19 protein-coding genes are annotated in these 21,271 nt (G+C 65.4%); 12 read left to right on the plus strand and 7 right to left on the minus strand.

From position 1 onward, the window contains the following. Positions 1-134: 134 nt before the first annotated feature. A complete protein-coding gene (locus tag PYV55_RS04855; protein WP_275849560.1) occupies positions 135-785 on the plus strand; it encodes an FMN-binding negative transcriptional regulator in 651 nt (216 codons plus the stop codon). Between the two features lie 32 nt (positions 786-817). Here the strand turns inward: PYV55_RS04855 and PYV55_RS16310 are convergent, their stop codons facing one another. From PYV55_RS16310 to PYV55_RS04880, 6 genes are all read right to left on the minus strand, one after another. Next, on the minus strand, positions 818-1,051 hold the full coding sequence (locus tag PYV55_RS16310; protein WP_407066776.1) for a HepT-like ribonuclease domain-containing protein: 234 nt from the start codon (positions 1,049-1,051) through the stop codon (positions 818-820). After that, entirely contained in the window at positions 1,026-1,211 is a 186-nt protein-coding gene (locus tag PYV55_RS04860; protein ID WP_275849561.1) for a hypothetical protein, read from the minus strand. The genes PYV55_RS16310 and PYV55_RS04860 overlap by 26 nt, the downstream gene beginning before the upstream one ends. A 14-nt stretch (positions 1,212-1,225) precedes the next feature. Further along, positions 1,226-1,348 carry a hypothetical protein gene (locus tag PYV55_RS04865; protein WP_275849562.1) on the minus strand — a complete coding sequence of 41 codons (123 nt, stop codon included), beginning with the start codon at positions 1,346-1,348 and terminating at the stop codon, positions 1,226-1,228. Next, positions 1,341-1,631, minus strand: coding sequence for a nucleotidyltransferase family protein (locus PYV55_RS04870; RefSeq protein ID WP_275849563.1), 291 nt, complete (start codon positions 1,629-1,631; stop codon positions 1,341-1,343). The genes PYV55_RS04865 and PYV55_RS04870 overlap by 8 nt, the downstream gene beginning before the upstream one ends. Before the next feature lie 51 nt (positions 1,632-1,682). Then, a complete protein-coding gene (locus tag PYV55_RS04875) occupies positions 1,683-3,665 on the minus strand; it encodes a DNA topoisomerase IV subunit B (protein WP_275849564.1) in 1,983 nt (660 codons plus the stop codon). Between the two features lie 118 nt (positions 3,666-3,783). After that, a complete protein-coding gene (locus PYV55_RS04880; RefSeq protein WP_275849565.1) occupies positions 3,784-4,893 on the minus strand; it encodes a CaiB/BaiF CoA transferase family protein in 1,110 nt (369 codons plus the stop codon). 219 nt (positions 4,894-5,112) lie between these two features. On the opposite strand from PYV55_RS04880, the gene PYV55_RS04885 reads away from it, so the two are divergent. The 11 genes from PYV55_RS04885 to PYV55_RS04935 all read left to right on the plus strand — a co-directional run bounded on the left by PYV55_RS04885 (position 5,113) and on the right by PYV55_RS04935 (position 19,153). Next, positions 5,113-6,297 (plus strand): lipid-transfer protein, encoded by a 1,185-nt coding sequence (locus PYV55_RS04885; protein WP_275849566.1) that lies wholly within the window; start codon positions 5,113-5,115, stop codon positions 6,295-6,297. Positions 6,298-6,325: 28 nt separating this feature from the next. Next, positions 6,326-6,769: a MaoC family dehydratase N-terminal domain-containing protein gene (locus tag PYV55_RS04890; protein WP_275849567.1), complete on the plus strand. Its 444-nt coding sequence runs from the start codon at positions 6,326-6,328 to the stop codon at positions 6,767-6,769. A 52-nt stretch (positions 6,770-6,821) separates the two neighbouring features. Next, complete coding sequence (locus PYV55_RS04895; protein ID WP_275849877.1) at positions 6,822-7,199, plus strand: MaoC family dehydratase; 378 nt, start codon at positions 6,822-6,824, stop codon at positions 7,197-7,199. A 145-nt stretch (positions 7,200-7,344) separates the two neighbouring features. Then, positions 7,345-8,172 (plus strand): SDR family NAD(P)-dependent oxidoreductase, encoded by an 828-nt coding sequence (locus tag PYV55_RS04900; RefSeq protein ID WP_275849568.1) that lies wholly within the window; start codon positions 7,345-7,347, stop codon positions 8,170-8,172. Positions 8,173-8,319: 147 nt separating this feature from the next. After that, a complete protein-coding gene (locus PYV55_RS04905) occupies positions 8,320-9,927 on the plus strand; it encodes an acyl-CoA carboxylase subunit beta (RefSeq protein ID WP_275849569.1) in 1,608 nt (535 codons plus the stop codon). Positions 9,928-10,019: 92 nt separating this feature from the next. Beyond that, positions 10,020-12,059, plus strand: a complete 2,040-nt coding sequence (locus tag PYV55_RS04910) for an acetyl/propionyl/methylcrotonyl-CoA carboxylase subunit alpha (RefSeq protein WP_275849570.1) — start codon at positions 10,020-10,022, stop codon at positions 12,057-12,059. A 42-nt stretch (positions 12,060-12,101) separates the two neighbouring features. After that, positions 12,102-12,896: an enoyl-CoA hydratase-related protein gene (locus PYV55_RS04915; RefSeq protein WP_275849571.1), complete on the plus strand. Its 795-nt coding sequence runs from the start codon at positions 12,102-12,104 to the stop codon at positions 12,894-12,896. A 69-nt stretch (positions 12,897-12,965) separates the two neighbouring features. Beyond that, positions 12,966-13,754, plus strand: a complete 789-nt coding sequence (locus PYV55_RS04920; RefSeq protein ID WP_144734987.1) for an enoyl-CoA hydratase/isomerase family protein — start codon at positions 12,966-12,968, stop codon at positions 13,752-13,754. 37 nt (positions 13,755-13,791) lie between these two features. After that, on the plus strand, positions 13,792-15,555 hold the full coding sequence (locus tag PYV55_RS04925) for an AMP-binding protein (RefSeq protein WP_275849572.1): 1,764 nt from the start codon (positions 13,792-13,794) through the stop codon (positions 15,553-15,555). A gap of 58 nt (positions 15,556-15,613) precedes the next feature. Beyond that, positions 15,614-17,221: an AMP-binding protein gene (locus tag PYV55_RS04930; RefSeq protein ID WP_275849573.1), complete on the plus strand. Its 1,608-nt coding sequence runs from the start codon at positions 15,614-15,616 to the stop codon at positions 17,219-17,221. 162 nt (positions 17,222-17,383) lie between these two features. Continuing rightward, positions 17,384-19,153: an AMP-binding protein gene (locus PYV55_RS04935; protein ID WP_275849574.1), complete on the plus strand. Its 1,770-nt coding sequence runs from the start codon at positions 17,384-17,386 to the stop codon at positions 19,151-19,153. Between the two features lie 116 nt (positions 19,154-19,269). On the opposite strand, the gene PYV55_RS04940 is transcribed toward PYV55_RS04935, so the two are convergent. After that, positions 19,270-21,147: an AMP-binding protein gene (locus PYV55_RS04940; RefSeq protein WP_275849575.1), complete on the minus strand. Its 1,878-nt coding sequence runs from the start codon at positions 21,145-21,147 to the stop codon at positions 19,270-19,272. Between the last annotated feature and the right edge of the window lie 124 nt (positions 21,148-21,271).

Genomic DNA, 21,271 nt, shown 5'->3' on the forward strand with positions numbered 1-21,271 from the left:
GTATTGTCTGTGCAGGGCAGAGGTTTTCTGGAAAGCCGGCATCTGCTGCGAAGGCTTTTTGAGAACCTGTTCAGGAAAAGATCGTGGACAGGTTGTAAGAATGTTGCTGACTGTTTTGTTGAGGATCGTTCACCATGTACCTCCCCGCCCATTTTTCCGAGCCGCGCACCGAAGTTTTGCACGCGCTCATGCGTGCGCGGCCACTGGCCACCTTGGTCACGCTGGCGGCAGGCGGGCTCGATGCCAACCACATTCCGCTGCGCCTCTCGCCAGAGGACGGCCCCCTGGGCACGCTGCGCGGCCATGTCGCGCGGGCCAATCCGCTCTGGCGCGAATGCGCCTCGGGCACTGATGCGCTCGCGATCTTCCACGGGCCCGACGCCTACATCACGCCCGGCTGGTACCCCACCAAGGCACAAACGGGCAAGGCCGTGCCAACCTGGAACTACGCCGTGGTGCATGCCCATGGTGCGCTGCGCGCGGTCGATGACCGGGTCTGGCTGCGCGCGCACCTCGCGGCGCTCACCGCGCAGCACGAGGCCGCGTCCGCCCAGCCCTGGCAGATTGAGGACGCACCGGCCGACTACCTCGAAAAGATGATCGGCGCCGTCGTGGGCATAGAGATCGCCATCACGCGCCTCACGGGCAAGTGGAAGGCGAGCCAGAACCAGGTGCCGGAAAACCAGGCCGGCGTGGCGCACGGCCTGCGCGAGCGCGCGGGCGCCGATGACCTGGCCATGGCGGCTTTGGTCGAAGAAGCGGCGCGGGGGCGGGTGGCGCGCTGAAGGGGCGATGCGGCAAGTGCATGCCGTCATGGTTACTGACGACTCGATCGTTCTAACCGGTTTTTCATGTCATGCAACCGGGCGAGCAAACTGGGAACATCGTCACGGACGATGCTCCACACGGTGTCAGGATCGATGCCCAGATAGGCATGGATCAGCCGATTGCGCGTTGCCACGATACGCCGCCAGGGAATATCGGGATACAGGGCCCTGATGTCGGTGGGAATGTGGGTTGCCGCTTCACCGATCAGCTCCAGATTGCGCAGCGTAGCGTCCTAGCAGCCTGTCGGACTTTGGAATCGTCGGCTGCGAATGCGCCGCAGCGGCCCATTTTTTACCGTCTTCTTGCCCCATAGTCCCGCTATGGGGCGGCAAATTCGGCAAAAACTGGCCTCGCTGGGGCCCATTCTCGCTATCGACGCCCAAAGTCCGACAGGCTGCTAGTGGAGCGGACTCGTTTCAAAAGCGTTCTGGTCGAGCCCTCGGGTGTAGTGCACCACCCTTTCGGCAAAGGCGATCATGTCGTCTATGTAGAAGGCCCAGGCGCGAGTGGGTTCAGACATCGACGGCATCTTGCTCGACATAGGGGCGCAGCTCGGGACGCAGCGCTTTTTCTGACACGAGGTCTACGGTGCAGCCCAGCTCGTCTTCCAGATAGAACTGCACGCCGAAATACCGGTCGGAAGTTGCCGGGCCGTCGAACGCCACCAGCACATCCACATCGCTGTCACCACGTGCGTCGCCCCGGGCGGTGGAGCCGAACAAGGCCAACCGCCTGACACCGTAACGCTCTTGCAGCACGGGCTTGGCCCGTGCCAGGGTTTCCAGGGTCTGGAGGCGGTTCATCGCATGGCCTCCGGTGGTGGCGAATGGGAGTCGATTATGCGGCGGCAGCGATCACACATCCACCTCCACCGCATCGCCGCGCAGCTCCATCAGTTCGCGGCGTGCGGCGGCTTCGCCCTTGCCCATGAGCTGGGTGATGCGCGCTTCGGTGGTGGCGAAGTCGAGGTCGCCCAGCTGCACGGGCAGCAGGCGGCGTGTGTCGGGGTTGAGGGTGGTTTCCCAGAGCTGCTCGGCGCTCATTTCGCCCAGCCCCTTGAAACGGCTGATCTGGCATTTTTCGCGCGGCACGCCTTCCTTGGCGCATTTGTCGAGGATCGCGGCAAGCTCGCCCTCGTCGAGCGCGTAGTGTTTGCTTGCGGGCTTTTTGCCGCGCGCGGGCACATCGACGCGGTACAGCGGCGGGCGCGCCACGTACACATGCCCGGCTTCGATGAGCTTGGGAAAGTGACGGAAAAACAGCGTCAGCAGCAGCACCTGGATGTGCGAGCCATCGACATCGGCGTCGCTCAGGATGCAGACCTTGCCGTAGCGCAGGCCCGACAGGTCGGGGCTGTCGTTCGGGCCGTGCGGGTCCACGCCTATGGCCACGGCGATGTCGTGCACCTCGGCGTTGGCGAACAGGCGGTCGCGCTCGACCTCCCAGGTGTTGAGCACCTTGCCGCGCAAGGGGAGAATGGCCTGCGACTCCTTGTCGCGGCCCATTTTGGCGCTGCCGCCGGCGCTGTCGCCCTCGACCAGAAAGATCTCGTTGTGGCGCAGGTCGCGGCTTTCGCAGTCGGTGAGCTTGCCCGGCAGCACGGCCACGCCCGAGCCCTTGCGTTTTTCGACCTTCTGGCCGGCTTTCTGGCGGCTTTGCGCGGCCTTGATGGCGAGTTCGGCGAGCTTTTTGCCGTATTCGACATGCTGGTTGAGCCACAGCTCCAGCGCCGGGCGCACGAAGCTCGAAACCAGGCGCACGGCGTCGCGCGAGTTCAGGCGCTCCTTGATCTGGCCCTGGAATTGCGGATCGAGCACCTTGGCCGAGAGCACGTAGCTCGCGCGTGCAAACACGTCCTCGGGCAGCAGCTTGACGCCTTTGGGCAGCAGCGCGTGCAGTTCGATGAAGCTTTTCACGGCCTGGAACAGCCCGTCGCGCAGGCCGCTGTCGTGCGTGCCGCCCGCGCTCGTGGGGATCAGGTTGACGTAGCTCTCGCGCACCGGCGCGCCTTCTTCGGTAAAGGCTACGGCCCAGGCCGCGCCTTCGCCCTCGGCAAAGCTGTCGTGGCCGGCGTCGGCATGGCCTGCGCCTTCAAACACCGGAATCACGGGTTCGGCGCTCAGGCTTTGCTGCAAATAATCGAGCAGCCCGCCTTTGTATTGCCAGCTCTGGCTGTCTTTTTTCTTCTCATCGATGAGCTGCACCGTGACGCCGGGCATGAGCACGGCCTTGCTGCGCAGCAGGTGCACCAGCTCGCCCAGGGGCAGCGCGTCGGACTCGAAGTAGCGCCCGTCGGGCCACACGCGCACGCTGGTGCCCTGCTTGCGATCGCCTGCGGCGCAGGGGCGCACGCTGAGCGGCTCGAGCACGTCGCCGCCGGCGAACACGATGCGCGCGGCCTGCCCGTCGCGGTGGCTCGTGACTTCGAGCCGGCGTGCGAGCGCGTTGGTCACGCTCACGCCCACGCCGTGCAAGCCGCCTGAGAAGCTGTACGCGCCGCCCTGGCCCTTGTCGAACTTGCCGCCCGCGTGCAGGCGCGTGAACACGAGTTCGATCACGGGGGCGTTTTCTTCGGGGTGCAGGCCGAACGGGATGCCGCGCCCGTCGTCTTCCACGCTCACCGAGCCGTCGGCGTGCAGCGTGACCCTGATGCGCCGGCCAAAGCCCGCGAGCGCCTCGTCGGCGGCGTTGTCCAGCACTTCCTGCACGATGTGCAGCGGGTTGTCGGTGCGCGTGTACATGCCCGGGCGCTGCTTGACGGGCTCCAGCCCCTTGAGCACGCGGATAGAGCCCTCGGCATACGCGCTGGTGGAAACGGTTGACGCTTTGCTTGCCATGGCGGCGGATTGTAGTGCGGCGGGAAAAATGGCTGTATGAAACGCCAGTATTGTGCGCACAATAGCGCACAAAAAAGCCGCAGCTTGCTGCGGCTTTCGTAGCGTGAAGCGCCTGTGTTTACTTCAAAATCTCGTCATCGTGCTCGCCGATGTAGGGCGATGGGCCGGGCTGCCCGGGCACGGTGCGGCTGAAGCGCGGTGCGGGCGCAGGCTGCAGGATGCCTTCGCGTTCGAAGAAGGTGCCGCGCGCTCGGTTGTGCGGGTGCTGCGCCGCTTCTTCGAGCGTGAGCACGGGCGCAAAGCATACGTCCGTGCCCTCGAGCAGTGCGCGCCAGTGGCTGCTGGGTTGGCTGCGGAAAATGTCGGCGATCTTGCGCTTGAGCCCGGGCCAGGCGGCTGGGTCGCGCTGGCGCGAGAGCGCGAAGTCGGGGTCGGTGATGCCGAGCTTTTCGAGCAGCAGGGTGTAGAACTGCGGCTCGAGCGAGCCGATCGAGATCCACTGGCCGTCGGCGCATTCGTAGGTGTCGTAAAAATGCGCGCCGCCGTCGAGCAGGTTGGACTGCAGCTTGTTTTGCCACAAGCCCAGCGACTTGAGGTCGCAGACGATGGAAGTCAGCAGCGCCGCACCATCGACGATGGCGGCATCGACCACCTGACCCTTGCCCGAGTTGCGCGCTTCGAGCAAGGCGCACACGATGCCGAAGGCCAGCATCATGCCGCCGCCGCCAAGGTCGCCGATCATCGCGGGCGGCGCCACCGGGCCGCCTTGTGCGCGGCCAATGGTGCTGAGCGCGCCCGAGAGCGCGATGTAATTGATGTCGTGCCCCGCGGCCTGCGCCATGGGGCCGTCCTGCCCCCAGCCCGTCATGCGGCCATAGACCAGGCGCGGATGGCGTGCCAGCAGCACGTCGGGCCCGAGGCCCAGGCGCTCCATCACGCCGGGGCGATAGCCCTCGATGATGGCGTCGGCGCCGTCGATCAGCTGCAGCACCTTTTCTTTGTCCTGCGGGTCTTTGAGATCGACCGCGACCGAGCGCCGGCCGCGATGCAGCACGCCGCGACGGCCGCTCGCGAGGAAGGCGCCCTCGCCACGATCCTTGCCTTTTTCGGCCTTGCGGTCGAGCCGGATCACGTCCGCGCCCATGTCCGACAGCAGCATGGCGCAAAAAGGACCGGGGCCTATGCCGCCGAATTCGATGACTTTCAAGCCTTTGAGAGGGCCACTCATGAGGATTCTCCAGAACGTAGTTGTCGTCGGCGCGGCTCGGGGCTGGCGCAAGGTTTGCATGAACCCCCTGCGTGTGGGCGCATGCGCCAGACCATAGAGCGGCTCCAGCGACGCAATGTAAATTTGGCTTGCAGGACTGTCAAGCGTTAGATAGACTGCCGCAGTCCTCGTTGTTCCTTTTGCCTGACGAAGGCGCCCCTTCATCCTTAGGAGATTTTCATGAGCCACAAAGTCATCGTTGCCGGCGTCGGCATGATTCCGTTCGCCAAGCCCGGCGCCAGCGAGCATTACCACGTCATGGGAGGCAAGGCCGCGCATCTGGCCCTGGCCGATGCGGGCGTCGATTACGCCGCCATCCAACAGGCCATGGTCGGCTATGTCTATGGCGATTCGACCTGCGGCCAGCGTGCGCTGTACCCGGTCGGTATGACGGGCATTCCGATCATCAACGTCAACAACAATTGCTCGACCGGCTCGAGCGCGCTGTTCCTCGCGCGCCAGGCCGTGGAGAGCGGTGCGGCCGACTGCGTGCTCGCGCTGGGCTTCGAGCAGATGGAGCCGGGCGCGATCAAAGCCAAGTTCACCGACCGTCCCACGCCGTTCGAAGAGTTCGACAACGTGACCGACGCGCTCGTGGGCCATCCCGAAATTCCGCTTGCGTTGCGCTACTTTGGTGGCGCGGGCAAGGCGCACATGGACAAGTACGGCACCAAGCTCGAAACCTTTGCCGAAATCCGCGCCAAGGCGAGCCGCCACGCCGTGAACAACCCGCTCGCACTGTTCCGCAAGGAGGTGACGGTCCAGGATGTGATGGAATCACCCGCGGTCTGGCCCGGTGTGTTGACGCGCCTCATGGCCTGCCCGCCCACCTGCGGTGCTGCGGCCGCCGTGATCTGCTCCGAGGAATACGCCAAGAAGCACGGCCTCAACACCAAAGTGAAGATCGTTGCCCAGGCCATGGCCACGGACTTCCCGAGCACCTTCACGTCCAAGGACATGATGCGCGTGGTCGGCTACGACATGGCGCGCGATGCGGCTCGCCAGGTCTATGAGCGCACCGGCATTGGCGCGAAGGACGTCAATGTGGTCGAGCTGCACGACTGCTTCGCGCAGAACGAGCTCATCACCTACGAAGCACTGGGTCTGTGCCCCGAGGGCGGCGCCGAGAAGTTCGTGCTCGACGGCGACAACACCTACGGCGGCAAGGTCGTGACCAATCCCTCGGGCGGCCTGCTCTCCAAGGGCCACCCGCTGGGTGCGACGGGGCTTGCGCAGTGCTACGAGCTCACCCACCAGCTGCGCGGCACGGCCGAGAAGCGCCAGGTCGAAGGCGCGCGCATCGCGCTGCAGCACAACCTCGGCCTGGGTGGTGCCTGCGTGGTGACGATGTACCAGACCAACTGAGCGCCGCGTGATCCAGGGAGACGCGAACATGATCGATAAAAAATTCATCGGCTACAAGCAGCCGCCCACGCTGTGGGACGTGGAAAAAGGGCGCATCGCCTTTTTTGCCGACGTGATAGGGGCCAAGGACCCGATCTACACCGACGTGGAGGCCGCGCGCGCGGCGGGCTACCGCAATGTGGTGGCACCGCCCACCTTCTTCTTCGGGGCTGAGGGCGATTCGGGCGCCATGATGGAGCTCATCACCACGTTGCAAATCGACCTGGGCAAGGTGCTGCATGGCGAGCAGCGGTTCGACTACTACGCGCCGGTGTGCGCGGGCGACACGCTGCGCCTCGAGTCCGAGATCACCGACATCTATGACAAAAAAGGCGGCGCGCTCGAGTTCGTCGTCAAAGAAACGCGCGTGACCAACCAGCTCGGTGAGCATGTCGCCGACATTCATTCGGTCATCGTCGTTCGCCATGCTTGAAGGATTCGTGTCATGAATACCCCCTGTCAAAGTGCTCCAGGTCGGCGATGAAATGCCCGTATTGGAGCTGCCCCCGATCACGCGCACCACGCTCGCCCTGTTCGCGGGCGCTTCGGGCGACCACAACCCCATCCACATCGACATCGACTTTGCGCGCAAGGCTGGCATGCCCGACGTGTTCGCGCACGGCATGCTGTCCATGGCCTACCTCGGGCGCGCCCTGACCGAGTGGGTGCCGCAGCGCCAGCTCATGAGCTTCGGCGTGCGCTTTGCCGCCGTCACACACCTGGGCGATCGCGTGCGCTGCTCGGGCAAGGTGGTCGAAAAGACCGAGCGCGGCGGGCGTCCCTGTGTGCGTGTGGACATCACCGCGGCCAAGAGCACGGGCGAGATCACCCTCGCGGGCGAGGCTCTGATCGCGCTGAGCTGACGGCTGTAAGCGTCCCCCAGAGCACAGCGCATTTTCTTTCCCTTGGTCCCGCCGACCCCGAGTTGCCGCTGCGCCACGGTGCGCGGTGGCGGCGTCAGGCAGGCTGCGCGCGGGCCTTTTTTCTCTTACCCAAAGGATTCGCACCATGAAAAAACTCGAAGGCAAGGTTGCCATCGTTTCCGGCTCCGGTCGCGGCATCGGCCGCTCCATCGCACTCAAGCTCGCGAGCGAGGGCGCCAAAGTGGTCGTCAACGACCTCGACCCGGCACCCGCCGAGCAGACCGTGGCCGACATCAAGGCGGCCGGGGGACAGGCGCTGGCCTGCCCCGGCAGTGTCACGGCCGACGGTTTTGCCGAGCAGTTCGTCAAGACCGCCACCGAGGGCTTTGGCGGCCTGGACATCATCATCAACAACGCCGGCTATACCTGGGACAACGTGATCCAGAAGATGACCGACGAGCAGTGGAACGCGATCATCGACGTGCACCTGACGGCGCCGTTCAAGATCCTGCGCGCCGCTGCCGACTACATCCGCTTTGCCGCCAAGAAGGAGGCCGACGCGGGCCAGGAAGTGTTCCGCAAGGTGGTCAACATCTCGTCGATCGCGGGCCTGGGCGGCAACGCAGGCCAGGCCAATTATTCGGCGGCCAAGGCGGGCATCGTGGGCCTGACGCTGGCCATGGCCAAGGAGTGGGGACGCTACAAGGTCAACGTCAACTGCGTGGCCTTCGGCATGATCAAGACGCGCCTGACCGAGGCGCCGGCCAAGGGCGACGCCTCCATCGACATCGAGGGCCGCAAGATCAAGGTCGGCGTGAACCCCGACCTGCTCGCCATGATGGAGCGCAGCATTCCCGTGGGCCGTGCGGGCACGCCCGAAGAGGCCGCCGGTTCGGTCTATCTGCTGTGCACGCCCGAGGCCAACTACGTCAGCGGCCAGACGCTGGTGTGCGGCGGCGGCATCACGATCTGACACTGCCTGGACTTGCGCAAACAAGGATGCGAAGAGATGTTTTGCCACCTGTTCGGCAGCGCCGACCACCACCTGCAGCGCTTCGCGGCCTTGGGTTGACCCGCTACGAGGCGGACCGCCAGGGCACCGAGACGAAAGAGGAATCGAATGACAGAAATGGCTTCCAACGTGTCGGTGCATACCGACGAATTCCGCCGCAACCGCGAAGCCTACGAGGCGCGCATTGCCGACCTGCACGAGCGCCGCGCGCGCGCCTTGGCGGGTGGCCCCGAAAAGGCGCGGCGCCTGCACAAGCAGCGCAAGCAGCTGCTGCCGCGCGAGCGCCTTGCGGCCGTGCTCGACCCTGGCTCGCCGTTTTTAGAGTTCGGCCAGCTTGCGGGCGAGGGTATGTACGAGGGCGTGCCGCCGGGCGGCAGCATCATCACGGGCGTGGGCCTGGTCAGCGGGCGGCCTTGCATGATCATGATCCACGACGCCACCGTCAAAGGCGGCACCTACTACGGCATTACCTCGAAAAAGCACGTGCGCGCGCAGATGTTCGCCTGGCAGCACCGCCTGCCCTGCATCACCATGGTGCAGTCGGGTGGTGCGAACCTGCCCGAGCAGGAGTTCATCTTCCCCGACGACGGGCAGTTCGGCTCCATCTTCTACAACCAGATCCGCATGTCCGCCGAGGGCATCACGCAGATCGCCACCGTGCACGGGCCCTCGACCGCAGGCGGCGCCTATCTGCCCGCGCTGTGCGACGAGGCCGTGATCGTGCGCAACCAGGGCGCCATGTTCCTCGGCGGCCCGCAGCTCGTCTATGCCGCGACCAAGGAAGTGGTCGATGTGGAAACCCTGGGCGGCGGCGAGATGCACAGCCGCATCAGCGGCGTGACCGACCACCTGGCCGAAAACGACGCGCACGCGATCGCCATCGTGCGCGGCATCGTCGCCAACCTGGGCACGGGCCCCAGGCAGCGCTGGGACGTGGCCCCGCCGCTGCCGCCGCGCTACGACCCGCGCGAGATTTACGGCATCGTGAGCGCCGACAACCGCCACCCGACCGACAACCGCGAAGTGCTGCTGCGCCTGATCGATGACAGCGACTTGCAGGAGTTCAAACCGCTCTATGGCGACACCATGATCTGCGGTTTTGCGCGCATCAAGGGCTTCCAGGTCGGCATCCTCGCGAACAACGGCGTGATCTTTTCCGAAAGCGCGATCAAGGGGGCGCATTTCATCGAGCTGTGCTGCCAGCGCGACATCCCTTTGCTGTTCATGGCCGACGTGTCGGGCTTCATGGTCGGCCAGGCCGTGGAGCAGCAGGGCATTGCCAAGCACGGCGCCAAATTCATGACGGCCATGGCCTCAGCCAACGTGCCGCGCTACACCCTGATCACGGGCGGCTCCTACGCCGCGGCCTACCTTGCGATGTGCGGGCGGCCGTTCAAGCCCAATGTCATGATGATGTGGCCCACGGGCCGCGCCGCGCTCATGGGCCCCGAGCAGGCCGCCACCACCCTGACCATGGTGCGCGACAACATCCACGAGCGCGAGGGCACGAGCTGGAGCGAGGAAGAAAAAGAGCGCTTCAAGCAGCCGATCCGCGAGCAGTTCGAGCGCTTCGCGAGCCCCTACAACTACGCCGCGCACCTGTGGTGCGACATGGTCATAGAGCCGACCGAGACGCGCGACACCATGGCGCTGCTGCTCGAACTCGCCGGGCGCCAACCGGCCAAGGAAACGCATTTCGGCGTGTTCCGCATGTGAGCGCGGGCTTGGGCGGCAGTCCAAAAATATGTATCAAATTGGCCTCTAGCGCTGATGTATCAAGCGCTGGCAGCTACTGATTTGGAAGTTTTATGTTCAAAAAAATCCTGATCGCAAACCGCGGTGAGATCGCCTGCCGCATCGCACGCACCTGCGCGCGCCTGGGCATTGCCGTCGCGGGCGTGCATTCGAGCGCCGACCGCGACGCGCTGCACGTCGATTGCGTCGGCGAGTCGATCGAAATCGGCGGTGCCCCCGCGACCGAGAGCTACCTGCGCATAGACGCCGTGATCGCGGCTGCGCGGCGCACGGGCGCGCAGGCCATCCATCCGGGCTACGGCTTTCTGGCCGAAAACCCCGCATTCGCGCGCGCCGTCGAGGCGGCGGGGCTGGTCTTCATCGGCCCCACGCCCGAATCCATAGAGCGCCTGGGCGACAAGGCCGCGGCCAAGCACGAGGCGCGCGCCGCTGGCGTGCCCGTGCTCGGCGGCAGCGCGCAGCCCAGCCGCGACGCAGCCGCCATCGCCGCCACCGTGCGCGGCATGGCGCTGCCCGTGGTGCTCAAGGCCGCAGCGGGCGGCGGCGGCAAGGGCATGCGCGTGGTGCGCACGCTCGATACGCTCGAAGCCGACATCGCATCGGCCATGCGCGAAGGCGCGAGCGCCTTTGGCGACCCGGCGCTGATCGTGGAGCCCTTCATCGAGCACGGCCGGCATATCGAGGTGCAGATCGCGGGCGACGGCAAGGGCCAGGTCATTCACCTGTTCGAGCGTGAATGCACGCTGCAAAGGCGCTACCAAAAACTGATCGAAGAGGCGCCCGCGAGCAACCTCGACGCCTCCTTGCGCACCGCCATGCTGAGCGACGCCGTGCGTCTGGGCGAGCGCCTGCGCTACCGCGGCGTGGGCACGGTGGAGTTCATCGTGCACGACGGGCAGCACCACTTCCTCGAAGTGAATCCGCGCCTGCAGGTCGAGCACCCCGTCACCGAGGAAGTCACGGGCGTGGACATCGTCGAGCTCATGCTGCGCATCGCCGCGGGCGAGGGCCTGCCCGTGCGCCAGCAGGACGTGCAGGTGCAGGGCCACGCCGTCGAAGCGCGCGTGTGCGCCGAGGACGCGGCGCAGAACTTCATGCCCTCCACGGGCGAGCTCGTCGAGGTGCGCTTTGCGGCCAGCGGCGTGCGCGTCGAGTCGGGCGTGCGCGCGGACATGGTGGTCACGCCGTTTTACGACCCCATGCTGGCCAAGCTCATCGTGCACGCGCCCACGCGCCAGGCTGCGCTCGACAAGCTCGATTGGGCCTTGGGCGAAACGCAGGTGCTCGGGGTGGAGACCAACATCGCCTTTTTGCGCCGTCTCTTGAGCCTGCCCGACACACGCGCGTCCACTTTCCACACGCGCCTGGTCGATGAGGTGCTGGCCGAGTGGCGTATCGCCACGCCCAGCGCACCGCTGCACACCATCGCCGCTGCTGCCGCGTGGTGGCTGCGCGACGCGCGCACCGCTGGCCCGGCCTACGGTGCCTGGACGGCGCTGGACGTGACGGGCTGGCAGATGCACGCGGGCAGCGATTCGATCACGCCGCTGCCGGTGCTGCTCGTGCACTCGGGCGGGCAGACGCACGAAGTGCGCGTAGGCGCGCTCGCGCCCGATGGCGAGATCACGGTGCAGGTCGGCGCCGAGTCCGTGCGCCTGGCGCTCACACCCCTGGCAGACGGCCAGTGGCGCCTGCGCCGCGGCGACTGCTATGAAACGCTGCACATCGCACGCAAAGGTGAGGCGCTGTTCGTGCAGGGCGGCGCGGGCGCGTTCACGCTGGGCATGGCTTCGTACGTCAACCAGGTGGCCGCGGCGCGCAAGTCCAGCGGCCAGCTGCGCACGCCCATGATGGGCATGATCTTGCAGACCCACGTCGTCGTGGGTGACGCTGTGCGCGCGGGCGACGTGGTGGCGACCATGGAATCCATGAAGATGGAGCTGCGCATCACGGCCGAGCACGATGGCGTGGTGCGCGCGCTCAGCGTACAGCCCGGCCAGATGGTCGAGCGCGGGCTCGTCGTTGCCGTGATCGAGGCCGAGGAAGGCGGCGAATCAGGGGCCGTCGAAAAAACCGAGGGCGCAGCGGCATGAGCCGGCTCCGCCGATAGCACAAAACCACCGAGGAGACAAACCATGAACTACCAATCGATCAAACTCACCTTCGAGGGCGACGCCGTCGCGCGCCTGACGCTTGCGCGCCCCGACATGCAAAACGCGCTGAGCCTGGACGTCGTGGCCGAGCTGCGCCACGCCCTGCAGGTGGTGGCGCACAAAGAGCAAGTGCGTGCGCTGGTGCTCACGGGTGAGGGCAAGACCTTCTGCGCGGGCGGCGACCTGAACTGGATGAAGACCGTGCTGAGCCAGAGCCGCGCACAGCGCATCGCCGACTCGCGCCCGCTGGCTGACCTGTTTTACGAGTTCGACAACCTGCCCAAGGTCGTGATCGGGCGCATCAACGGCCCCGCGACGGGTGGCGGCTTTGGCCTGACCTGCATTTGCGACGTGGCCGTGGGCGCAACCACGGCGCGCTTTTCGCTCACCGAGGCGCGGCTGGGTCTGGCGCCTGCGAACATCGGGCCTTACGTTGCGCGCCGCCTGGGCCTTGCGAAGGCGCGCCGCTACGGCCTCACGGCGCAGTTCATCGATGCGGTGCAGGCCGAGCGCGTGGGCCTGCTCGACCGTGTGGTGCCGCCCGAAGAACTCGACCGCGCCATCGAAGAAGAGCTCGCACTCGTGCTGAGCCTGCCCGCAAGCGCGATCGCGCGCACCAAGCGCCTGTTCAACGACGTGGTCGGGCGCCCGCCCGTGGAGTGCATGGACTACACCGCGAACTGCCTCGCCGACGCCTGGGAAACGCCCGAGGCGCGCGAAGGCATCGCCGCCTTCCTCGAAAAGCGCGCCCCGGCGTGGAAAGTCACGCGCGCCTGAGCCCGCCCGTTCGAATTCACTGATTCACTGATTCACCGATTTCCCATTCTCTTTGCAAGAAAGAAACCCATGAGCGACGCAGATTCCGTGCTGTACGAAGTGCGCGATGGCATTGCCACCGTGAAGATCAACCGCCCCGAGATGCGCAACGCACTCTCGCCCGCCGCGGCGAACCGGCTCTACGAGTGCTGGGACGCCGTCGACGCCGACAAGGACGTGCGCGTGGCCATACTCACTTCGTCCGACTGTGGCACCTTCTGCGCAGGGCTGGACCTGCGCGAAGCCGCGCGCGTGAAGAAAGAGGAGGGCGTGGACATCCTCACCAAGATGAAAGACCCGTTCCACAGCCGCCAGCGCCGCGTGGCCAAGCCCATCATCGCGGCTATGACGGGGCATTTGATCGCGGGCGGCATGATGCTGAGCCTGAACTCTGACCTGCGCGTGGGCCTCAAGGGCACGCAGGTGGGGATCACCGAAACGCGCATCGCCGGGCGCGGCAGCCCCTGGGCCATTCCACTGCTGTGGATGCTGCCGCAGCCGCTGCTCATGGAAATGGTGCTGACGGGCGAGCTCTACCCGATCGAGCCCTTCCATGAGCTGCGCTTCATCAACTACCTCGAAGACACACCCGACGCCGTGCGCGCGCGTGCGCAAAAACTCGCCGAGCGCATCCGCGACAACGCGCCGCTGTCGGTCATGGCAGGCAAGGAGTCGATCATGACGGCCATGAGCGCGGGCTGCGATGCCGGTATGGCGCTCGCGCACAACATCTACCGCGCGGCTTATGCGAGCGAAGACGCGCAGGAAGGCCCGCGCGCCTTCGCGGAAAAGCGCAAACCCGTGTGGAAAGGCCGCTAAACGGCCGGGTGCCGCACCACAACGAATGGAGACACAAATGAACCCAGCGCAAACCGCGCCCAGCCTCGAACAGCGCCGCGCCGCCCTCGCGCGGCGCATTCCGCAGTGGACGCGCCTCTCCATCGGTGACTGGTTCGACCGTCTCGCGGCCGAATTCTCCGAGCGCGAGCACATCTACACGCCCGAAAAGAGCTACAGCTACGCCGCGTCGCGCCAGCTCGTCGATCGGCTGGCCAAGAGTCTGATGGCGCTGGGCGTGCAGCGGCGCGACCACGTGGCCATGCTCTTTCCCACGGTGCCCGAGCTCGCGTTCTTGCAGCTTGCCGTGGCCAAGATCGGCTGCGTGTGCGTGCCGCTCAACGAGCGCATGGGGGCCGTCGATCTGGCCTACCAGGTGCGCCAGTCCGACAGCGTGTGCCTGCTCGCGATGGACCACTGCGAAGACCGGCACTACATCGACAAAATCCAGCACATGCTGCCCGAGATGCAAGGCGCGCCGGGCAGCTGGCGCGCCGAATCGTTCCCGCGGCTGCACAGTGTGGTCGTGCAGTCGCCGTCCGGCGCACAGTACGGCGGTGCAGTCGATTGGGAAGCGTTTTTGCAATTGGGCGATGGCATTTCCGACGAGGCGCTGCGCCAACGCCAGGAAGCCTCGAGCTACCCCGACGAGGTGGTGTTGATCTGCTACACCTCGGGCACCACGGGCAACCCCAAGGGGGTGATGGTCACGCACGACATGCTCATGCGCAGCGCCTACAGCGCGGCCTACAGCCAGGGCCTCATCGAGGGTGAGCGCATCGCAAGCCCGCTGCCGCTGCACCACATGTTCATCTACGTGGAGGGCTTTCTGGCCTTGCTGTTCGTCGGCGGCACCTACATTCCGCAGGCATTGTTCGACGCCGGCGCGTTCTTGCAGCTCCTTGAGCAAAGCCAGGCCACGCGCATCGAAAGCGTGCCGACGATCGCGGTGGCGCTGCTCAACCACCCCGACCTGCCCCAGCGCAAGCTCTGCCTGCGCGCCATGAAAAACGCCGCCGCGGCCACGCCGCTGTGGGTGTGGGAGGCTTTGCAGCGCGACATGGGCATCACCGAAATGGTGACCGGCTGGGGCATGACCGAGACTTCTGCCGCGGCTATGTATACGCCGTTTGGTGCCTCACTCGAAGTCATCACCAACACCGTGGGCCTGGAAAAGCCGGGCGGCGTGGCGGGGCTGGAGGAGTTTGGCGGCAATCTGGTCGAGTTCAAGCTCATAGACCCTTCGACCAAGGAAGAGCTGCCGCCCGACGCGCCCGAGGGCGAGCTCGCCGTGCGCGGCAACATCGTCACGCGCGGCTACTACAAAAAGCCCATAGAAACCGGCGAGGCCATAGACAAGGACGGCTGGCTGCGCACGGGCGACGTGTTTGCGCGCCGCAGTGACGGCTACTACCTCATCACCGGCCGCGCCAAAGACTTGTACAAGATCGGCGGCGAACTGGTGGCGCCCAAAGAGATCGAGGAAATGATCTGCCAGCACGAGACCATCAACCAGGTCTATATCTGCGGCGTGCCCGACGAGCGCATGGGCGAGGTCGGCGCGGCTTTCGTGCAGTTCAAGGCCGGGCGCAGCTGCACCGAAGACGAGCTCACGTCCTTCGTGCAGACGCGCGTGGCGCGCTTCAAGATTCCGAAGTATTGGGTGTTCGTCGAGGACTTCCCCATGACGGCATCGGGAAAGGTGCAGAAATTCCTCTTGCGCAAGCTCGCCTCGGAAAAGTTCGGCCTGCACGAAATCCGCAACCACACGACGTCGCCATGACGCGGCCATGACGCCACACTGGCGTCACCCAAAGAAAACCCTTCAGGAGACAACCCCCATGACCGCACCCACGGCAGACTTTGCCCTGCAACTCAACCTCAGCCAGCGCGTCAACGTCGGCGACATGCTCACGCGCAGCGCTGCGCGCGACCCGCACAAGACCGCCCTGGTCGAAGGCGCGCGCCGCATCAGCTACCAGGACTTCAACCAATGGGTCAACCGCACGGCGCACGGCCTGCTTGCGCTCGGCTACCGCCAGGGCGATGCGCTTGCGCTGATGTCGGGCAATTGCATGGAGTTTCTCGTCACCTACTACGCCTGCGCCAAGATCGGTGTGGTCTGCACGCCGCTGAATCTGTTCTGGCGCCAGGGCGAGCTCAGCTACGTGCTCAGCCACGCACAGGTGCGCGGCGTGGTGGCGCAGCAGCGCTGGCTGGCTGAACTGGCGCAGGTGCTTGGCGACTTGCCGGCGATCCGCGACCTGATCGTGATCGAAGGCCCTGCGCCCGCCGACGTTGCACTGCCGCAGCGCGTGCAGGTGCAGTCGCTGGCGCAGCTCGGCGAAGGGCGCGCGCAGGCCGATCCCGAGGTGCTGGTGCAAGACCGCGCGCCGCTGTCCTACCTCTACACCAGCGGCACCACGTCCGCGCCCAAGGGCGTGGTCGGCAGCCACCTGGCGATCTACCTGGAGACGCTGGGCGTCATCATCGACACCGAGCTCAAGGCCAAGGACAAGGTCGTGGCCATGATGCCCATGTTCCACACGGCGCAGCTCAACGCCTTTTGCACACCCACGATCGCCTCGAACGCCACGCTCTACATCCTCGAAGCCTTCGACCCCGTGCTGCTGCTCGACCTGATAGAGGCCGAGCAGATCAGCATGTTCTTCGGCCTGCCGATGATGTTCCGCGCGCTGCTCGAGGAGCAGGAGCACAAGCCGCGCAAGGTCTCCAGCCTGCGGCGCACCGTGTATGCGATGGCGCCCATGCCCGACGACGATCTGCGCCGCCTCATGGACGTGTTCGACTGCGAGCTCTCGCTGATGTTCGGCCAGACCGAAATGAGCCCGGCCTCGACCTGCTTTCGCCCCGAGCACCAGCTGTCGCATCCGGGCGCCATCGGCACGGCCGGCATCAACGTGCAGATCGGCATCATGGACGAGGCCGGCAATCTGCTGCCGCGCGAGCAGCCGGGCGAGATCGTCTATCGCAGCCCACACCTGCTGACCGAATACCTGCACGACGAAAAGGCCACGCGCGAAGCCTTTCGCCATGGCTGGTTCCATTCGGGCGACGTGGGGCATTTCGGCGCGGACGGCATGCTCTGGTTCGAAGACCGTCACAAGGACGTGATCAAGTCCGGCGGCGAAAACGTGGCCTCGATCGAGGTCGAAAAGGCGCTCTACGCTGTCGAGCCCAAGCTCGCCGAAGTCGTGGTCGTGGGCCTGCCGCACGAGCGCTGGGGCGAGGCCGTGACCGCCGTGGTCACCGTGCGCCCGGGCGAGACCCTGGACCCCGAGGAAGTGCTGCACAAGGTCAAACAGAAGCTCAGCCCCTTCAAATGTCCCAAAGCGGTCGTCGTCGTCGACGCCATGCCCAAGACGGCCACGGGCAAGATCCAAAAGAACCAGGTGCGCAAGGACTTTGCGGCGTATTTTGACAAATAGGCGACGACTGAATGCGTGCAGGCTCAGCCTGCGCGCATAAGCGAAATTGGCAAAAAGTGCTCATGCAGAAAGCACTTGGCGCTATAGAAAACGAATTATTTTTGTCATGGACAAGGTGCCCGGAGCCGGGCACTTGTCGCTTTCTTGAAAAGGAGCATTCCCATGCAGCCATCCTCCGTTTCGGCGCTCGTCGCACAAAGGCGCGCCGCCCTGGCGCAGCGCATGCCGGTCTGGCAGCGCCTGACCATGGGCGACTGGTTTGATCGCCTCGCCGCAGAATTTGCCGAGCGCGAGCACATCTACACGCCAGAAAAAAGCTACACCTACGCCCAGTCGCGCCAGCTTGTCGATCGGCTCGCCAAGAGCCTGATGGCGCTGGGCGTGCAGCGGCGCGAGCATGTGTCCATGCTGTTCCCTACGGTGCCCGAGCTCGCGTTTTTGCAGCTTGCCGTGGCCAAAATCGGCTGCGTGAGCGTGCCGCTCAACGAGCGCATGGGCGCGGTCGATCTGGCCTACCAGGTCAAGCAATCCGACAGCGTGTGCCTGATTGCGATGGACCACTGCGAAGACCGCCACTACATCGAAAAGCTCCAGCACATGCTGCCCGAGATGCAGGGCACGCCGGGCGCGTGGCGTGCCGAATCCTTCCCGCGCCTGCGCCATGTGCTCGTGCAGTCGCCTTCGGGCGCACGCTATGGCGGCGCCTTGGATTGGGAAAGTTTCCTGCGCCTGGGCGAGGGCATTTCTGACGAAGCGCTGGCGGAGCGCCAAAAAGCCTCGCGCTACCCCGATGAAGTCGCGCTGATCTGCTACACCTCGGGCACCACGGGCAGTCCCAAAGGCGTGATGCTGACGCACGACATGCTCATGCGCAGCGCCTACGGCACCGTGTGGAACGAATGCTATGTCGATGGCGACCGCCTCGCGAGCGCCTTGCCCTTGCACCACATCTTCGCCTACGTCGCCTGCTTTCTGTCGGTGCTGTTCGTTGGGGGCGCCTATATCCCGCAAACTTTGTTCGACCCTGGCAAGTTTCTGGAACTGCTGGCCCGCAGCAAGGCGACGCGCATGGCGAGCGTGCCGACCATGGCCGTCGCGCTGCTCAACCACCCTGACCTGCGCAAACACGACCTCGGCAGTCTGCGGGCCATGATCAACGCTGCCGCGGCCACGCCCTTGTGGGTCTGGGAGGCGCTGCAGCGCGAGCTCGGCATCCAGGAATTGTTCACGGCTTGGGGCATGACCGAGGTCTCTGCCGCCGCCATGTATACGCCCTTTGGCGCGCCGCTCGAGCTCATCTGCACGGCAGTGGGCAAGGACAAGCCCGGCGGCGCCTCGGGCGAGGAAGAATTCGGCGGCCTGCAGGCGCAGTTTAAGCTCATAGACCCCTCGACCAAGGAAGACCTGCCGCCCGACGTGCACGAGGGTGAACTTGCCGTGCGCGGCAACATCGTCACGCGCGGCTACTACAAAAAGCCCATGGAAACCGGCGACGCCATCGACAAGGACGGCTGGCTGCGCACGGGCGACATCTTCCGCCGGCGCGACGATGGCTATTTCGAGATCACGGGCCGCGCCAAGGACTTGTACAAAATCGGCGGTGAGTCGGTCGCGCCCAAGGAGGTCGAAGAAATCATCGGCCAGCACGAGACCATCAACCAGGTCTATATCTGCGGCGTGCCCGACGAGCGCATGGGCGAAGTCGGCGCGGCCTTCATCCAGTTCAAGAGCGGCGCCAGCAGCAGCGAAGAGGAGCTCACGGCTTTCGTGCAGGAGCGCGTGGCGCGCTTCAAGGTGCCCAAATACTGGATGTTCGTCGAGGAATTTCCCATGACGGCTTCGGGCAAGATCCAGAAGTTCATCCTGCGCAAGATCGCCACAGAGCATTTCGGCTTGGGAGATAACGCCGGGTCCGGTTCACGCCGGCGATGAAAACGTGCGGGCCCGCAGCGGCAGCGGCGACCACGCCGCCATGGCGGGTCCGCAGCGGTCAAAAACAAAAGCCTGCGGTGAAACGCAGGCTTTTGTTTTGCGACGCGGGTTTTTGCTTACCGAGCGATTTTGCCCTGCAGCTCCGCCACGCTTTCAGGGTTGACGAGCGAAGACAAGTCGCCGGGGCTGTCGCCCTTATAGACGGCACGCACCACGCGGCGCATGATTTTCATGTTGCGCGTCTTGGGCAGATCGTGCACGAAGACGACCTGCCTGGGCCGGTACGAGGCGCCCATGCCGTGCACCACTGCTTGCGAAAGTTCAGCCTCGAGCGCCGCGTCTGGCGGCACATTGGGCATGGGCACGCACACGCAGACGATGGCCGAACCCTTGACTTCGTCGGGCACGCCCACCACGGCCACCTCGGAAACCTTGCCGGTCTGGGTCAGCAGGGTTTCGATTTCGGATGGGCCGGTGCGCTTGCCCGAGATTTTGATGGTGTCGTCGCTGCGCCCGAGGATGTAGTAAAGCCCATCCTCGTCCTGCATGGCAAAGTCGCCATGCACCCATAACCCGGGGATGATGCGCCAGTAGCTGTCGAGATAGCGCTCGTCGTCGTTCCACAGACTCTTGGTGAAACCGATGTTGGGGTTGCGCAGCACCAGTTCGCCCACCTGGCCGCGCGGCACGGGCTTGCCGCTTTCATCGACGATGTCCACGCCCGCACCGAGGCCGCGCGCGGCGAAGGAGCCGGGGCGCATCGGGTGGATCATGGTGCCGGTGAAGTTGCAGCCGCCCACTTCGGTGCCGCCCACGATGTTCATGATGGGCAGGCGCTTTTTGCACACGTGCTCAAAGAACCAGCGCCAGGGCGCTTCCGTCCAGGCTTCGCCGCCCGAGCAGGTAATGCGCAGTGAAGACAGGTCGTAACGCTCGACCTCTTCATCGCCATAACGCATGAGGCTGCGGATCAGCGTGGGTGCGACACCAAGGTAGGTGACCTTGTAGTCTTGCACCAGACGCCAGAAGCGGCCTGTGTCAGGGAAGTCGGGCGTGCCTTCGACCACGAGCAGACTGCCGCCGAAATAGCTAGGCACGCAGGCGCACATCGCGCCCACCATCCAGCCCATGTCGCTCATGAAAAAGAAGCGGTCGGTGGACTTGAAGTCTGCGCAGATGTGCATGTCGCGCATGACCATGGAGCCGAGGAAGCTCACGTGCGTCCACACGCAGCCCTTGGGCTTGCCTGTGGTGCCCGAGGTATAGAGCAGGATGGCGGCGTCGTCTGCGGCCATCTCGGCGGTGGGCAGTTCGCTCGGTTGCTTGGCGACGAGGCTGGCCCAGTCGTGGTCGCGTCCCGGCGTCATCGGGCAGGGGATGGCATCGCCCAAGTGGCGCAGCACCAGCACGTGCTGCACGCTGGGCACCTCCACCAGCGCCTCGTCGAGCACGGACTTCATCTGGCCGGGCGTGCCGCGGCGCCAGGTGCCATCGACGGTCAATACCACCTTGGCCTGGCCGTCGTTGAGGCGCGAGACGATGGGCTGCGGCCCGAAGCCTGAAAACAGCGGCATCAGGATGGCACCGATCTTCAGCACGGCAAAGAACGCGATGAAGGTCTCGGGCAGGTTGGGCATGTACAGGCCCACGCGGTCGCCGCGCTGCACGCCCAGTGACTGCAGTGCGGCGGCGAGGCGGCAGACTTCGGCGTCGAACTGGGCGTAGGTCAGCGTGCGGCGCTGCTGCGGGTCTTCGCCTTCCCATTCGAGGAAGACCTGGTTCCACACGAGCGTGCCGCGGTGGCGGTCGAGGCAGTTGAGCACCACGTTGGTGGTGCCGCCCACACACCAGCGCGACCACTCCAGGCCGCGCGACATGTCGAGCATTTGCGTGTAGGGCTTGTAAAAGCGGAAGTCGCAAAACTCGAACACCTGCTGCATCAGCCAGGCCGGGTCAGCGTCGGCGCGTGCGGCCAGCGCGTCAAAGTCCGGCATGCCGGTTTTGTGTATGAAAGCAGTCAACCGAGCGGAAGCGATGTCCTCCGGCGTCGGCACCCAAGCAAACGGTTGTTTGTTAGAATTCATGGCGCCATCCTAACGTATTTGTGCGCGCGAGTCC

Source organism: Extensimonas soli (assembly GCF_029211265.1).
Taxonomy (GTDB): Bacteria; Pseudomonadota; Gammaproteobacteria; order Burkholderiales; family Burkholderiaceae_C; genus Extensimonas; species Extensimonas soli.